A 15016-nucleotide genomic window follows, 5' to 3' on the forward strand; every position below is an offset into this window, starting at 1 on the left:
ACGTGAATCCCTGGACGACGCCCGAGCGGCGTGAATTGCGTGCGACCGTGCGCGGTTTCGCGGAGCGGGAGGTGCTGCCCTACCTGGACGACTGGGAGCGGCAGGGCGAGATTCCGCGCGAGCTGCACAAGAAGGCGGGTGCGCTGGGGCTGTTGGGCATCCAATTCCCCGAAGCCGTGGGCGGTTCAGGCGGTGACGGGATCGACGCCGCCATCGTGTGCGAGGAGATGCATTACGCGGGATGCTCGGGCGGTCTGTTCGCGTCGCTGTTCACCTGTGGAATCGCGGTGCCGCACCTGGTCGCGTCGGGGAATGCCGAGCACATCGAGCGGTGGGTGAAGCCGACGCTGGCGGGGGAGAAGATCGGGTCGCTGGCGATCACCGAGCCGGGCGGCGGCTCGGATGTCGGGCATCTGCGCACCAGCGCGGTGCGCGACGGCGACGAATTCATCGTCAACGGTGCCAAGACGTTCATCACCTCCGGCGTGCGCGCCGATTACGTCGTGACGGCCGTGCGCACGGGTGGCCCCGGCGCGGGCGGTGTTTCGCTGCTGGTGGTGGAGAAGGGCACGCCGGGATTCACGGTCAGCCGCAAGCTGGAGAAGATGGGCTGGCTGGCCTCCGATACCGCCGAACTGTCGTATGTCGATGTGCGGGTGCCGGTCTCGAATCTGGTGGGCCCGGAGAATTCCGGATTCGCGCAGATCGCACAGGCTTTCGTGAGCGAGCGGGTGGGTCTGGCCGCGCAGGCGTACGGGCACGCGCAGCGCTGTCTGGACCTGACCCTGCGGTGGTGCCGGGATCGCGAGACCTTCGGTCGCCCGCTCATCAGCCGCCAGGCCGTGCAGAACACGCTGTCCGAGATGGCGCGTCGCATAGATGTGGCACGCGTCTACACCCATCATGTGGTGGAGCGCGCCGCGCACGGCGAGACCGATCTCATCGCGGAAGTATGCTTCGCCAAGAACACCGCCGTGGAGACGGCCGAATGGGTTGCGCACCAGGCGGTGCAGCTCTTCGGCGGCCTCGGCTACATGCGTGAGTCCGAAGTCGAACGGCACTACCGGGATGTCCGCATCCTGGGCATCGGCGGCGGTACCAACGAGATCCTGACCAGCCTCGCGGCCAAGCGATTGGGGTTCCAGTCTTGACCATTCTGCGCACGTCCCTCGACTCGAACTCGGCGGAGTATCAGGCCGCCGCCGAGGCCATGACCACCAAGCTCGCCGAGGTGGAGGCCGAATACGCCAAGAACATCGCGGGCGGCGGCCCGGAGAAGCTGGCGCGGCATCGCAAGCGCGGCAAGCTGACCGCGCGCGAGCGCATCGAACTGCTCATCGACGAGGACTCGCCGTTCCTCGAGCTGGCCCCGCTGGCGGCCTGGGGCAGCGAGTTCCACGTGGGCGCGAGCGTGATCGCGGGCATCGGCATTGTGGAGGGCGTCGAGTGCCTGATCACCGCCCCCGACCCGACGGTGCGCGGCGGCACCTCGAATCCCTGGACGCTGCGGAAGACGCTGCGGATGAACGACATCGCGCTGGAGAACCGGCTGCCGGTGATCGGCCTGGTGGAGTCCGGCGGCGCGGATCTGCCGACGCAGAAGGAAGTCTTCGTGCCCGGCGGCCGCATGTTCCGGGATCTGACCCGGTTGTCGGCGGCCGGAATCCCCACCATCGCACTGGTTTTCGGAAACTCGACCGCCGGTGGCGCGTACATACCCGGTATGTCCGACTACACGGTCATGATCAAGGAGCGCTCCAAGGTGTTCCTGGGCGGGCCGCCGCTGGTCAAGATGGCCACCGGTGAGGAGTCCGACGACGAATCCCTCGGCGGTGCCGAAATGCACGCCCGCACTTCGGGTCTGGCCGACTACCTGGCCGTGGACGAGCAGGACGCGATCCGCCTGGGCCGGTCCATCGTCAAGCGCCTGAACTGGCGTAAGCAGGGTCCGGCGGCGCGCCCGGCCGATCAGATCATCGAGCCGCTGTACGACCAGGAGGAGCTGCTCGGCATCGTGCCGGGCGATCTCAAGATCCCGTTCGATCCGCGCGAGGTCATCGCCCGCGTGGTGGACGGCTCGGATTTCGACGAGTTCAAGCCGCTCTACGGCTCCAGCCTGGTCACCGGCTGGGCCGAACTGCACGGCTATCCGGTCGGCGTTCTCGCCAATGCGCGCGGGGTGCTGTTCTCGGAGGAGGCCCAGAAGGCCACCCAGTTCATTCAGCTGGCCAACCAGTCGAACACGCCACTGCTGTTCCTGCACAACACCACCGGCTACATGGTCGGCAAGGAGTACGAGCAGAAGGGCATCATCAAGCACGGCGCGATGATGATCAACGCGGTGTCGAACTCGAAGGTCCCGCACATTTCGCTGCTCATGGGCGCGTCCTACGGTGCGGGCCACTACGGCATGTGCGGGCGCGCCTACGATCCGCGCTTCGTCTTCGCCTGGCCCAGTGCGAAATCCGCCGTCATGGGCGGCGCGCAGCTGGCGGGCGTCATCTCGATCGTCGGCCGGGCCGCCAATGAGGCCCGCGGCATTCCCTTCGACGCGGAGGCCGACGCCGGGTTGCGCGCCATGATCGAGGCGCAGATCGAGGCCGAATCGCTGCCCATGTTCATGTCGGGCCGCCTCTACGACGACGGCGTCATCGATCCCCGCGACACCCGCACGGTCTTGGGAATGGCGTTGTCGGCCATTCACAATGCCCCGATCAAGGGCGCCGAGGGCTTCGGCGTCTTCCGGATGTGAGGCACGGTATGGAAATCACGAATGTGCTGGTCGCCAACCGTGGCGAGATCGCGCGACGGGTCTTCGCGACGTGCCGTCGCATGGGGATCGCGACCACCGCGGTCTATTCGGACGCCGACGCCAACGCCCCGCATGTGGCGGAGGCCGACGCGGCGATTCGCCTGCCGGGCAACACGCCCGGTGAGACGTACCTGCGGAGCGAATTGATCATCGAGGCCGCCTTGGCCGCCGGTGCCGACGCCATTCACCCGGGCTACGGATTCCTTTCCGAGAACGCCGAATTCGCTGCGGCCGTACAGGCCGCCGGACTGACCTGGATCGGCCCGCCGGTCGCGGCCATCGAGCAGATGGGCTCCAAGGTCGAGTCCAAGAAGATGATGGACGCCGCGGGCGTCCCGGTGCTGAAGCAGCTGGATCCGGCCGAGGTCACCGCCCAGATGCTGCCGGTGCTCATCAAGGCATCGGCCGGCGGCGGTGGTCGCGGCATGCGGGTCGTGCGCGAGCTGTCCGAGCTGACCGGTCAGATCGAGGCCGCGCAGCGCGAAGCCCAGTCCGCCTTCGGCGATCCGACGGTTTTCTGTGAGCGCTACCTCGAGACCGGCCGCCATATCGAGGTGCAGGTCATGGCCGACACCCACGGCACGGTGTGGGCGGTCGGCGAGCGCGAGTGCTCGATTCAGCGCCGGCACCAGAAGGTGGTGGAAGAGGCACCGTCGCCGCTGGTCGAGAAGATCGACGGGATGCGGGCGCGGCTGTTCGAGGCGGCGCGGCTGGCGTCGGAGGCCATCGGGTACGAGGGCGCGGGCACCGTCGAATTCCTGGCCGACGAGAAGGGCGACTTCTTCTTCCTGGAGATGAATACCCGTCTGCAGGTGGAACATCCGGTCACCGAGCAGGTCACCGGCCTGGATCTGGTGCGCCTGCAACTGCAGGTGGCCGCCGGTCGCCCGCTGCCCGCGCGGCAGCCGGAGATGCGCGGCCACTCCATCGAGGTGCGCCTGTACGCCGAGGACCCGGCCCACGACTGGCAGCCGCAGTCCGGACCGGTGCACAAGCTCGACATCCCGGGCACCCTGGGCGAATTCACCGTGCTGACCGAGCCGGGCGTGCGCCTGGACACCGGCGTGGTGGACGGTTCGGTCGTCGGCGTGCACTACGACCCCATGCTGTCGAAGGTCATCTCCTTCGCCGAGACCCGCGACGAGGCCGCGCACCTGCTGGCGAGCGCGTTGCAGCGGGCCAAGATTCACGGCCTGGTCACCAACCGCGACCTGCTGGTGCGGGTGCTGCGGCACCCGGCGTTCCTGGCCGGGGACACCGACACCGCGTTCTTCGCCACGCACGATCTCGAAAAGCTCTCCGCCCCGCTGGTTTCGGAGGAGGACGAGAAGCTGTCGATCATCGCCGCGGCCCTGGCCGACGCGGCCGCCAATCGCCGCTCGGCGCGGGTCGGTGGCGGGCTGCCCAGCGGCTGGCGCAATCTGCCCTCGCAGGGACAGTCCAAGTCCTACGAGTCGCGTCTGACCGGTAAGCACGAGGTGCGCTACCGCCTCACCCGCACGGGGCTCGAGGTCGAGTGTCACGATGGGCTCGAATTGGTCGAGGCCACACCGGATCTCGTCATCCTTCAGGTCCCCGGCGAGCGCGGCCCGGTGCGTCGGCGCTTCGAGATCGCCCGCTACGGCGATCTGGTGGCGGTGGACTCCCCGCTCGGCCCGGTGGCCGTGCGCCGCCTGCCGCGTTTCGAGGACCCGGCCGACCAGGTGGCCGAGGGCTCGCTGCTCGCGCCCATGCCCGGCGCGGTGATCCGCCTGGGCGCGCAGGTCGGCGATCGGGTCGAGAAGGGCCAGCCGATCCTGTGGCTGGAGGCGATGAAGATGGAGCACACCATCGCGGCGCCCGCCGCCGGTGTCCTCACCGAATTGAATGTTTCCGCCGGTCAGCAGGTCGAGGTGGGCGCGGTGCTCGCCGTCGTGCATGCCGAAGAATCCGCGGTCCCCAGCGAAGAGCAGGAGTAGGCAATGAGTTTCATCGAGACCGACGAACAGAAGGCGCTGCGGTCCGCGGTGGCCAAGCTGGCCGCGAAATACAACTTCCGCGATTACGCCGGACCCAAGGCCCGCCGCAACGAGCCCTTCGACGAACTGTGGGACGAGGCGGGCAAGCTCGGCTTCCTGGGCGTGAACCTGCCCGAGGAGTACGGCGGCGGTGGCGCGGGCATCTACGAACTCGCGCTGGTCCAAGAGGAATTGGCGGCGCAGGGCTGCGGACTGCTGCTCGTGGTGGTCTCGCCCGCCATCTGCGGCACCATCATCACCAAGTACGGCACCGAGGCGCAGAAGCAGCAGTGGCTGACCAAGCTGGCCGACGGCTCGGCGAAGATGGTGTTCGGCATCACCGAGCCGGACGCGGGCTCCAACTCGCACAAGATCACCACCACCGCCCGCCGCGACGGCGAGGACTGGATCCTCAACGGCCGCAAGATCTTCATCTCCGGCGTGGACCAGGCCGAGGCCGTGCTCATCGTGGCCCGCTCCGAGAACGCCAAGACCGGCAACCTGCAGCCCGCGCTGTTCATCGTCCCCGTCGACACCCCCGGCTTCGTGAAGACGAAGCAGGAGATGGACATCATCGAGCCGGACAACCAGTTCACGCTGTTCCTCGACGAGGTCCGCCTGCCCGCCACCGCCCTGGTCGGTCAGGAGGACGCGGCCATCGCGCAGCTGTTCGCGGGCCTCAACCCGGAGCGCATCATGGGTGCGGCCATGGCGGTCGGCATGGGCCGCTACGCCATCGACGCGGCGGTGAAGTACGCCAAGGAGCGTGCGGTGTGGAAGGGCGCGCCGATCGGTTCGCACCAGGGCATCTCGCATCCGCTGGCGCAGGTGAAGATCGAGCTGGAACTGGCCAAGGTCATGATGCAGAAGGCCGCGTTCCTCTACGACTCCGGCGACGACTTCGGTGCCGCCGAGGCCGCCAATATGGCCAAATACGCTGCGGCCGAGGCCAGTATCAAGGCCCTCGACCAGGCGATCCAGACCCACGGTGGCTCCGGCCTGACCTCCGACGTCGGCCTGGCGGGCATGCTGGCCGCCGCCCGCATCGCCCGGGTCGCCCCGGTCAGCCGCGAGATGATCCTGAACTTCGTCGCGCAGCATTCGCTGGGATTGCCGAGGTCCTACTGATGAGTGACGCGCCCGCGGGCCCGTTCGTCCGCTACCAGGTGGCGGACGGATTCGCCACGCTCACACTGGATTCCCCGCACAACCGCAATGCCCTGTCCTCGCGGCTGGTGGCCGAGTTGCTCGAGGGACTGGAGCAGGCGGCGGCCGATGACGCCGTGCGAGCCGTGGTGCTGACCCACACCGGCAATACCTTCTGCGCCGGAGCGGATCTCAAGGAGGCGGTGGACGCCGACCCGGCCGCCGCCGCCGATATCCGCACCCGCTGGATGATCTCGGTGCTGCGCGACATTCTGGTCATGCCGAAACCCGTTGTGGCGCAGGTGAACGGCAATGTGCGGGCGGGCGGCATGGGGATCATCGCCGCCTGCGATCTGGTGGTCGCGGGCCACGACAGCAGCTTCGGCCTGACCGAAGTGCGCATTGGCCTGGCCCCGTTCATGATCTCGCTGACCCTGCTGCCGCGCCTGGCCCCGCGCGCGGCGGCCCGGTACTTCTCCACCGGCGAGATCTTCGACGCCGCCGAGGCCGAACGCATCGGCCTCATCACCGTGGCCGCCGACGATCCGGCCGCCGAGGTGGGCCGCCTGCTCGGTGAACTCCGCAAGGGCGCGCCGCAGGGACTCGCCGAGAGCAAGCGATTGGTGAACGCCGAGCTGCTCGCCGCCTTCGACCGCTCCGCCGAGGAACTGGCCAAACGTTCGGCCAGCTATTTCGGTACCCCGCAGGTCATCGAGGGCATGACGGCCTTCCTGCAGCGCCGCCCGCCCAACTGGGCAGAATAGGCAACCATGGCGACACCCCACGAACCCAAGCAGGACCGCAGCCGGGCCACCCGGCAGCGGCTGCTGGAGGCCACCATCGACTGCCTGGCCGAGACGGGTTGGGCCGCGGCCACGGTCGCCGTGGTGGCCGAACGGGCCGGGGTGTCGCGCGGTGCGGCCCAACACCATTTCCCCACCCGTGAGGATCTGATCACCGCCGCGCTGGAGTACATGTTCGAAACCCGCATGGACCAGGCCAAGGCCGACGCGCTCGCGGTGGCCGAGGTCGCCGAGGGCGCGGCCCGCACCGAAGCCGTCGTCTCCGGCCTGGTCGAGTCCTACACCAGCCCCCTGTTCAAGGCGGCATTACAGGTCTGGACGCACGCCGCCGCCGACCCGGCCCTGCGCGAACGCATCGTCCCCATGGAGGCCCGCTTCGGCCGCATCTCCCACCGCATGGCGGTGGAAGCCCTCGGCGTCGACGACTCCGACCCCGTCGCCCACCACCTGGTCCAAGCCACCCTCGACCTGGCCCGCGGCCTCGGCCTCGCCGACGTCCTCACCGATGATTCCTTGCGCCGCAAGGAAATCGTCCAGCAGTGGGCCGCCACCTTGCACGCGGCCCTGCCCACGCCGCGCGGATCAGCAGGGCAGCAACCAGAAACGCCCCAGGGCGATGAAAAGGGCCAGCCCTAGATAGAGCACGTTGGCCAGCACCGCGATTCGGTGGCCGTAGGTGTCAGAAGCCGAAAACCTCTGCCATGGCGATGGATTCGTCGTCCCAGCGATGCTCTATGAGCTCGCGCTCGGCCTCGGGGAGGGCGGGGTCCCATCCGGACCTGCGCCAGAAGGCTTCTCGGTGCTCATCGCTGAGGGGATGCGGCGTGGTCATAGCTGATTCCCTGGATCGTGACGACCGTCACAATCGAGTGTATCGAGAAGTGCCGAGCGCTCGTACCCGATCGGGTACGAGCGCTCAGTGTTCTTGTCGCGGTGGGAAACTCACCGACTATTCGGTTTTGGGCGAGGTCAGGTCGTAGAGGGTGATGCCGTCCACTTCCTGCGAGTTGAAGTGCTCCTTGACCCATGCGGTGATCTGAGCGCTCTCGCTCTTGGTATTGCCATTACCGCGCTCACCACCCATCTGACTGCCCGCGATGAAGTAGTGGATCCGGCCCACCTGCACGTACTCCTGGAACTGGGCCAGCGTCGGCGACGGATCGCTGCCGTTGAAGCCGCCGACCGGCATGACCGGCAGCTGGGTCGCCAACTGGAAGCCCGCGGCCGAGTTGGAGCTGACGGTGGCGGCCACCCAGGTGTAGTCGGAGCCGTCGGCCTTCAGCAGCGCGGTGACCTGGTCGCTGGGCTTGCTCGCCATCATCATGTTGCCCGCGCCGCCACCGAAATCACCCGGGCCACCGGTGTTTCCGGCAGGGCCGCCCGGCATGCCCGCGGGCTCACCGTGGTTGACGCCCATCCCGTGCGGACCGCCGGGTCCACCCATCGGCCGGTCGCCGCCGCGCCCGCCGGGTCCCCAACCGCCCCGAACCATGGGTCCGGCCGAGGGCATCGGTCCCTGATGCGCGGTGGTCAGGCCGCTGATCGTGTAGGCGATCGGACCGGCCAGCCCGACCAGCACCGCGACCGCTGCGGCGACCAGACCGGCCTTGCGCGGCAGGCGAATCAGCAGGAGCAGGGTGGCGACAATGCCACCGACCAGGATCACCCAGCGCAGCCACGGCACGAAGGACGTGCTGCGGGACAGGATGATCCACGCCGTCGCGGTGGTCGCGCCGAGTGCGAGCGCGGCGGCCAGGCGCACCCACGGCAGGTCGCGATGCCGCCAGGCGAGCACCGCGCCGATGCCGATCGAAGCGGCCACGGCCGGGGCCAGCGCCACCGTGTAATACGGGTGGAAGATGCCCTTCATGAAGCTGAACACCAGCCCGGTGCCCACCAGCCAGCCGCCGAACAGAATCAGCGTCGCCCGCTGCGGATCGGTGCGAGTCACCTTGCCGCGCAGGACGATTACCATGATCAGCAGGATCAGGGCGGCCGGAATGAGCCAGGCGATCTGACCGGCCTGCTGCGGCTCGAACAGCCGCCCGATGCCGGGCGTCCCCCACATGCCGCCTCCGCCGGTCGGCAGCTGCTCGCCGCCGCCGAAGCCGCCCACGCTGCCGGTCTCGTCGCCATTGAGGCGACCCAGCCCGTTGTAGCCGAGCGTCAGCTCGATGATCGAATTGTGCTGCGAGCCACCGAAGTACGGTCGATCGGAGGCGGGCCACAGCTCGGCCACCAGCACCCACCAGCCCGCACCGGCCACCAGGGCCGCGCCCGCGCCGAACAGCTGCGCGATGCGCTTGCCGAGCGCGGGTGGACCCGCGATCAGATAGGTCAACGCCAACGCGGGCACCACCAGCAGCACCTGCAATTGCTTGGCCAGGAAGCCGAGTCCGACGAATCCGCCGCTGAGCAACAGCCACCGCCAGCGCCCGTCGGCCACCGCGCGATTCATGGCCCAGGCCGCGGCCAGCATGAGGAACACCAGCATGGCGTCCGGATTGTTGAACCGGAACATCACGGCCGCAATGGGAGTCACGGCGAGCACCAGACCGGCCAACAGCCCGGCGCTCGCGCCGAAGGTCCGGCGCACGGTGGCCCACAGCAGCGCCACCGACGCGACGCCCAGCAGCGCCTGCGGCAGCAGCATGCTCCAGCTGTGCAGCCCGAAGATCCGGACCGAGATCTCCATGGGCCACAACGACAGTGGCGTCTTGTCCACGGTGATGGAGTTGGCGGCATCGGAGGAGCCGAAGAAGAACGCCTTCCACGACACCGAACCCGCCTGCACGGCCGCGGCGTAGAAGGAGTTGGCCCAGCCATTGGCCGACAGATTCCACAGGTACGCGATACCGGTGCCGATCAGCAGGGCCGCCAGCGCCAGATACTCACGACGATCGCCACGGGTGGCGGGCGGCTCGGCCGGGGGCGGGGTGATCGGGCGTTCGGTGATGGTCGCGGTCATCGGACCACCTCCGGCTCGGAATGCTTACCGGCATTGCGGAAGACCCACCGCAGGCCGACGAAACGCAGCAGCGTGGCGACCAGGTTGGCGACCACCAGCACCACCAGTTCGAGGTGGACCGCCGCGTCGGGCGCCCAGTGGTGCAGCGCGAACAGCGAACCACTGGTCAGCGCCAGGCCGACACCGAAGATGGCGAGCCCCTGAAAGTGGTGCGACACCGCTTGATTGGAGCCGCGCACCCCGAAGGTGAAGGCGCGGTTGGCCGCCGTATTGCCGATCGCGGTGATCAGCAGCGCCAGGAAGTTGGCCACCTGCGCGCCGGTAATCCCTTGCAGCACAACGTAGAGCAGCAGATAGGCCAGCGTGGAGGTGACGCCGACGATGCCGAACCGCACCAGCTGCCCGACCATGCCCAACGGCACGCCCTCCACCAGCGGCTCACGCCCGATCGCGGCGCGCAGCTCATTGATCGGCAGCCGTCCGGTGGTCAACGCGCGGCCGACCCGCCAGACGCCGAGGAGGTCCTTGCGGGCAGTGTCGACAATGTCCACCCGAGAATCCGGATCGTCGATCCAGTCCACCGGCACCTCGTGGATGCGCAACCCGATGCGTTCGGCCAGCACCAGCAGTTCGGTGTCGAAGAACCATTCGCCGTCCTCGACCAGCGGCAGTACCAGCTTGGCCACCTCACCGCGCATGGCCTTGAAGCCGCACTGCGCATCGGAGAACTTGGCCTGCAGCGAGGCTCGCAGAATGAGGTTGTAGCAGCGGGAGATGATCTCGCGCTTGGGTCCGCGCACCACCCGCGAGGAGGAGGCCAGCCGCGTGCCGATGGCGACGTCCGAGTGCCCGGACACCAGCGGCGCGACCAGCGGCAGCAGCGCGTTGAGATCGGTGGACAGGTCGACGTCCATGTACGCGACGACCTGGGCATTGGAGGCCTGCCACACCTCGCGCAGCGCGCGACCGCGGCCCTTGCGGTCCAGATGCACCACGCGCACGCCGTCCAGCTGGGCCGCCAGCTGCTTGGCGACCTCGAGGGTGGAGTCGGTGGAAGCGTTGTCGGCGATCGTGATTCGCGCGGTGAACGGGAAGCTCAGGGCGAGGAAGGCGTGCAGTCTGCGCACGCAGGGGCCGAGGTCGACCTCTTCGTTGTAGACCGGAACGACCACATCCACGACGGGCGCGGTCACTGCTTCTGCGGATTCCGCCTCCCGGACGGCGGTCACGGTGTCGCTCATGGTGACAAACTTCGATCACCAGCCTTTATCCCACCTGCGGCCCGCCTGGGAGGTTCCTGGGAGCGTGGCCGCGGCTACATCGCGCCGAGATGCAACCGCCACAGCGGCGAGACCGGACCATGTCCCGCGCCGAGGTCGTAGGAGGCTTCCAGGCTGCGGAAGGTCCATTCCTTGGCGAAGGCGACGGCGTCGGGGACCGAATAACCGTGGGCCAGCGCGCAGCAGATGGCGGCCGCCAGGGTGTCGCCGCCGCCGTGGTCGTTGCCGGTGTTCAGGCGCTTGGCGGGGAGTTCGTGGAAGGTGTCGCCGTCGAAGAGCAGGTCGGTGGACTGCTCTGAGGTGCGCAGGTGGCCGCCCTTGACGATGGCCCAGCGCGGGCCCAGGGCGATGAGCGCCTCGGCGGCCGCGCGGGCGGTGCGGTCGTCGATCACGTCGATGCCGGTGATGAGGCGGACCTCGTCGAGGTTCGGGGTGACCACGGTGGCCAGCGGAATCAGGGTGTGGCGCACCGCGTCCAGGGCCTCGGCGTGCAGCAGGGCGTCGCCGTGCATGGAGGCCGCGACCGGGTCCACGACCAGCGGGATATCGCCGTCGCGGCCGATGCCGACCTCGCGGCACACGCCCGCGACCGCCTCGATGATGGCGGTGGAGGCCAGCATGCCGGTCTTGGCCGCGCCGATTCCGATGTCGCCCACCACGGTTCGCACCTGGTCGGCCACGATCTGCGGCGGAATCTCGTGGAAGCCGCTGACGCCGAGGGTGTTCTGCACGGTCACCGCGGCCACCGCCACGCACGCGTGCACGCCGCACATGGCCATGGTGCGGGAGTCGGCCTGGATGCCCGCGCCGCCGCCGGAGTCGGTGCCCGCGATGGTCAGGGCGCGAACCGGGGTGGTGCCATTCGGAGCAAGCGGTAGGAGTTCCACGTCACAGACCCTAGTGGGGACGAATCGGGCCGGTGCGTCGACCCTAATTGAAAACCGTTATCATTAACCGCATGACTTCGGACCCGACCCTGCATCCACTCCCGGTGACCGTGCTGTCCGGTTTCCTCGGCGCGGGCAAGACGACCCTGCTCAACCACATCCTCGCCAACCGGGAGGGCCGCCGGGTGGCGGTCATCGTGAACGACATGAGCGAGGTGAACATCGACGCCGCCCTGGTCGCGGGCCAGGGCCACCTGGACCGGACCGAGGAGAAGCTGGTCGAACTCACCAACGGCTGCATCTGCTGCACGCTGCGCGAGGACCTCATCGAATCGGTGGGAAAGCTGGCCCGGGAGGGTCGATTCGATCAGCTGGTCATCGAATCCACCGGCATCTCCGAGCCCATGCCGGTGGCGGCCACCTTCGAGTGGGAGTTCGAGGACGGGTTCCGGCTGGGCGAGCTGGCGCGACTGGACACCATGGTGACCGTGGTCGACTGCTCGACCTTCCTGGCGGAGGTGGTGAAGGGGCAGGCGCTGGCCGAGCGGAATCTGCAAGCGGGCGAAGGGGATGCGCGCACCATCGCCGATCTGCTCATCGACCAGGTCGAGTTCGCGAATGTGCTGGTGCTCAATAAGACCGACCTGGTGAGCGCGAATGCCCTTGGGACGGTGGAGGCCACGATCCGGCGATTGAATCCCGCCGCCCGCGTGGTGCATGCCGCACACGGTGTGGTCGATCTCGCCGAGGTCCTCGACACCGGCCGCTACAACCCCGATCTGGCGGCCCAATTCGACGGCTGGGACGAGGAATTGGCGGGCGGCCACACTCCCGAGACCGAGGAATACGGCATCAGCAGCCTGACCTTCACCGCCGACCGCCCCTTCCACCCCGAGCGCCTGAACGCCGCCCTCGAACAACTCCAAAGGCTGTTGCGCAGCAAGGGTTTCTTCTGGCTGGCCAGCCGCCCCGACCTCGCCGCCATCTGGTCACAGGCGGGCCCGAACCTGACCTTCGAGGCGGGTGCCTACTGGGAGGCCCTCGATATGCAGCCCGGCCAGGAAATCGTCTTCATCGGCATCAAACTCGACCGCCCCCACGTCCGCGATCTGCTGAACTCGGCCCTGCTCACCGACGCCGAGTTGGAAGCCGGGCCGCAGGCGTGGCTGCGGTACCCGGATCCCTTCCCGTCCTGGGGCGGTATGCACGAACACGCGTAGTCCGGCTCAGTTGGAGATGCCGGGGGTGCGGCGGAGGTAGGTGGGGTCGGTGAGTTGGTCGACCAGGAAGTTGGCGATGTCGGCGCGGGAGATCTTCAGGGACAGGCCGGATTCGGTGGCGGGGAAGCCGCGGCGGAAGTTGCCGGTGGCCGGGCCGTCGGTGAAGGCGCTGGGGCGGACGATGGTCCAGTCCAGGTCGCTGGCCATGACGTACTGCTCCTGCTGGACGTGGTCGGCGTAGGCCTGGCGCAGCAGCATGCCGAACATGATGTATTTCCAGACGAAGTCGAGGTTGCCGCGGCTGTCGCCGACGCCCAGGGAGGATTGGCAGATCAGGCGTTTGACGCCGGTGCGGTCCATGGCCTCGATGATGCGGCGGGTGCCCTCGGCGCGGACGACGCCCTTGCGGCCCGCGCCGAGGGTGACGATGACGGCGTCCTGGCCGATGACCGTGCGCTCGACGGCGGCGGGGTCCAGGACGTCGCCGACCACGACGCGCAACCGCTCGTGCGGTGTGGAGATGTGGGACGCGTCGCGGGTCAGGGCGGTGACCTCGTATCCGGCCGCGAGGGCGCGGGCGACGACGTGGCGACCGATGGTCCCGGTGGCTCCGAAAATTGCTACCTTCATTGCTCTCACCTCGTGTAATTCGTTGTTGCGAAGGTGAATTCAGTACATCAACGGAGGCCGCCGGGAAACATCGATGCGCGTCTCGCGAACATGCGAGATCAGCTCACGCGGGCGAAGAATTCGCGGATATCGGCGATCAGGATCTCGGGCACCTCGTGCGCGGCGTAGTGCCCGGCGGCGTCGTTCGCACCGTCCGAACGCATCGAGGCCACATCGTAGGCATGCCAGCTCACGATGTTCTTGTGATCCCGGTCGGCGAAGCGGCGGATGGACTGGAAATCACCCTTGAACATGGCCAACGCGGTGGGCACGGTGGTCGGGCCGGGGGTGCGCTCGGTGTCGTGGGCGTCCTCCCAGTAGAAGCGGATCGAGGAGGCCGCGGTGTCGGTCAGCCAGTAGATCGCGATATTGCCGATGATGAAGTCGGCGTCCAGGCTCTCGCCCATGAGCTGGGAGTTCCAGCCCAGCAGGCCGATCGGCGAATCCGAGATCGCGAAGGCCAGGGTCTGCGGCTGCTGGCTGTGCAGGGTGTTGAAGGCGAACTTGTTGTCCATGAACCACTGCAGGTGCGCGAGCGCCGCCTGATCCTCGGCGGACAGGTCCGCGAACTCGGCCGGATCACCGGACGGGAACGAGAACAGCTGCGTCACATGCATTCCCGCCACACGATCCGGGGCGATGCGAGCCATTTCCGGCGCGACCATCGAGCCCGCGTCATTGCCGATCGCGCCGAACCGCTCGTAGCCGAGCCGGGCCATCAGCTCCACGAAGGCGCGGGCGGTGCGGCGGGTGCCCCAGCCGGTGCTGCGGGTCGGGCCCGAGAAGCCGAAGCCGGGCAGCGAGGGGATGACCAGGTGGAAGGCCGGGGCCTGGGCATCGGCGGGGTTGGTCAGGGGTTCGATCACATCCAGGTACTCGAGGATCGAGCCGGGCCAGCCGTGGATGAGGACCGCCGGGACGGCGTCCTCGCGCGGCGAGCGCACATGCAGGAAGTGGATGTCCTCGCCCTCGATCTCGGTGGTGAACTGCGGGTAGGCGTTCAGCTTGGCTTCCAGTGCCCGCCAATCGAATTCGTTCAGCCAGTACTGCGCCAGGCCCTGCACCCGCGCATTGGTGACGCCGTACGCGTCGCCCACGCCCGGCAGCTCGTTCGGGAGAACGGCCTTGCGCAGCCGCTCGTTCAGGTCATCGAGCTGGGCCTGGGGGATGTCGATGCGGAAGGGGCGGATGGCGGAGGCGGCGGGCTGGGTGTTCATCATTCTCTCCTTGGTGG

At 68.3% G+C, this 15016-nt stretch carries 13 protein-coding genes; 7 read left to right on the plus strand and 6 right to left on the minus strand.

The annotated features are described in order from the left end of the window. Positions 1–2 precede the first annotated feature (2 nt). The 6 genes from VMT65_RS36730 to VMT65_RS36755 are packed head-to-tail and all read left to right on the plus strand — an operon-like array spanning position 3 to position 7394. The gene (locus VMT65_RS36730; protein WP_326313372.1) at positions 3–1151 is read left to right on the plus strand and encodes an acyl-CoA dehydrogenase family protein; all 1149 of its coding nucleotides are present in this window, start codon (positions 3–5) and stop codon (positions 1149–1151) included. Then, complete coding sequence (locus VMT65_RS36735) at positions 1148–2752, plus strand: acyl-CoA carboxylase subunit beta (RefSeq protein ID WP_326313302.1); 1605 nt, start codon at positions 1148–1150, stop codon at positions 2750–2752. Before VMT65_RS36730 ends, VMT65_RS36735 begins: the two co-directional genes overlap by 4 nt. Positions 2753–2760: 8 nt before the next feature. Further along, on the plus strand, positions 2761–4770 hold the full coding sequence (locus VMT65_RS36740; protein ID WP_326313303.1) for an acetyl/propionyl/methylcrotonyl-CoA carboxylase subunit alpha: 2010 nt from the start codon (positions 2761–2763) through the stop codon (positions 4768–4770). 3 nt (positions 4771–4773) lie between these two features. Next, positions 4774–5937: an acyl-CoA dehydrogenase family protein gene (locus tag VMT65_RS36745; protein WP_326313304.1), complete on the plus strand. Its 1164-nt coding sequence runs from the start codon at positions 4774–4776 to the stop codon at positions 5935–5937. After that, positions 5937–6719, plus strand: a complete 783-nt coding sequence (locus tag VMT65_RS36750) for an enoyl-CoA hydratase family protein (RefSeq protein WP_326313305.1) — start codon at positions 5937–5939, stop codon at positions 6717–6719. The genes VMT65_RS36745 and VMT65_RS36750 overlap by 1 nt, the downstream gene beginning before the upstream one ends. Before the next feature lie 6 nt (positions 6720–6725). Then, on the plus strand, positions 6726–7394 hold the full coding sequence (locus VMT65_RS36755; RefSeq protein WP_326313306.1) for a TetR/AcrR family transcriptional regulator: 669 nt from the start codon (positions 6726–6728) through the stop codon (positions 7392–7394). A gap of 43 nt (positions 7395–7437) precedes the next feature. Here the strand turns inward: VMT65_RS36755 and VMT65_RS36760 are convergent, their stop codons facing one another. The 4 genes from VMT65_RS36760 to thiD form a co-directional block, all read right to left on the minus strand. After that, positions 7438–7590: a hypothetical protein gene (locus VMT65_RS36760; RefSeq protein ID WP_326313307.1), complete on the minus strand. Its 153-nt coding sequence runs from the start codon at positions 7588–7590 to the stop codon at positions 7438–7440. Positions 7591–7707: 117 nt separating this feature from the next. Beyond that, complete coding sequence (locus tag VMT65_RS36765) at positions 7708–9726, minus strand: glycosyltransferase family 39 protein (protein ID WP_326313308.1); 2019 nt, start codon at positions 9724–9726, stop codon at positions 7708–7710. Next, positions 9723–10967, minus strand: a complete 1245-nt coding sequence (locus tag VMT65_RS36770; protein ID WP_326313309.1) for a glycosyltransferase — start codon at positions 10965–10967, stop codon at positions 9723–9725. Before VMT65_RS36770 ends, VMT65_RS36765 begins: the two co-directional genes overlap by 4 nt. Before the next feature lie 74 nt (positions 10968–11041). Then, entirely contained in the window at positions 11042–11893 is an 852-nt protein-coding gene (gene thiD, locus VMT65_RS36775) for a bifunctional hydroxymethylpyrimidine kinase/phosphomethylpyrimidine kinase (protein ID WP_326313310.1), read from the minus strand. 71 nt (positions 11894–11964) lie between these two features. On the opposite strand from thiD, the gene VMT65_RS36780 reads away from it, so the two are divergent. Next, the gene (locus tag VMT65_RS36780; protein ID WP_326313311.1) at positions 11965–13113 is read left to right on the plus strand and encodes a GTP-binding protein; all 1149 of its coding nucleotides are present in this window, start codon (positions 11965–11967) and stop codon (positions 13111–13113) included. A 6-nt stretch (positions 13114–13119) separates the two neighbouring features. On the opposite strand, the gene VMT65_RS36785 is transcribed toward VMT65_RS36780, so the two are convergent. Further along, the gene (locus VMT65_RS36785) at positions 13120–13743 is read right to left on the minus strand and encodes an NAD(P)-dependent oxidoreductase (RefSeq protein WP_326313312.1); all 624 of its coding nucleotides are present in this window, start codon (positions 13741–13743) and stop codon (positions 13120–13122) included. Positions 13744–13841: 98 nt separating this feature from the next. Then, positions 13842–14999, minus strand: coding sequence for an epoxide hydrolase family protein (locus VMT65_RS36790; protein ID WP_326313313.1), 1158 nt, complete (start codon positions 14997–14999; stop codon positions 13842–13844). Positions 15000–15016 lie beyond the last annotated feature (17 nt).

Source organism: Nocardia sp. CDC153 (assembly GCF_035818515.1).
Lineage (GTDB): Bacteria > Actinomycetota > Actinomycetes > Mycobacteriales > Mycobacteriaceae > Nocardia.

What these genes read in the sequence shown, in the direction of transcription:
- VMT65_RS36740 (WP_326313303.1), top strand. Translation starts at nt 2,761, where the DNA reads ATGGAAATCACGAATGTGCTGGTCGCCAACCGTGGCGAGATCGCGCGA.
- VMT65_RS36745 (WP_326313304.1), top strand. Translation starts at nt 4,774, where the DNA reads ATGAGTTTCATCGAGACCGACGAACAGAAGGCGCTGCGGTCCGCGGTG.
- VMT65_RS36750 (WP_326313305.1), top strand. Translation starts at nt 5,937, where the DNA reads ATGAGTGACGCGCCCGCGGGCCCGTTCGTCCGCTACCAGGTGGCGGAC.
- VMT65_RS36755 (WP_326313306.1), top strand. Translation starts at nt 6,726, where the DNA reads ATGGCGACACCCCACGAACCCAAGCAGGACCGCAGCCGGGCCACCCGG.
- VMT65_RS36760 (WP_326313307.1), bottom strand. Translation starts at nt 7,590, where the DNA reads ATGACCACGCCGCATCCCCTCAGCGATGAGCACCGAGAAGCCTTCTGG.
- VMT65_RS36765 (WP_326313308.1), bottom strand. Translation starts at nt 9,726, where the DNA reads ATGACCGCGACCATCACCGAACGCCCGATCACCCCGCCCCCGGCCGAG.
- VMT65_RS36770 (WP_326313309.1), bottom strand. Translation starts at nt 10,967, where the DNA reads ATGAGCGACACCGTGACCGCCGTCCGGGAGGCGGAATCCGCAGAAGCA.
- VMT65_RS36780 (WP_326313311.1), top strand. Translation starts at nt 11,965, where the DNA reads ATGACTTCGGACCCGACCCTGCATCCACTCCCGGTGACCGTGCTGTCC.
- VMT65_RS36785 (WP_326313312.1), bottom strand. Translation starts at nt 13,743, where the DNA reads ATGAAGGTAGCAATTTTCGGAGCCACCGGGACCATCGGTCGCCACGTC.
- VMT65_RS36790 (WP_326313313.1), bottom strand. Translation starts at nt 14,999, where the DNA reads ATGAACACCCAGCCCGCCGCCTCCGCCATCCGCCCCTTCCGCATCGAC.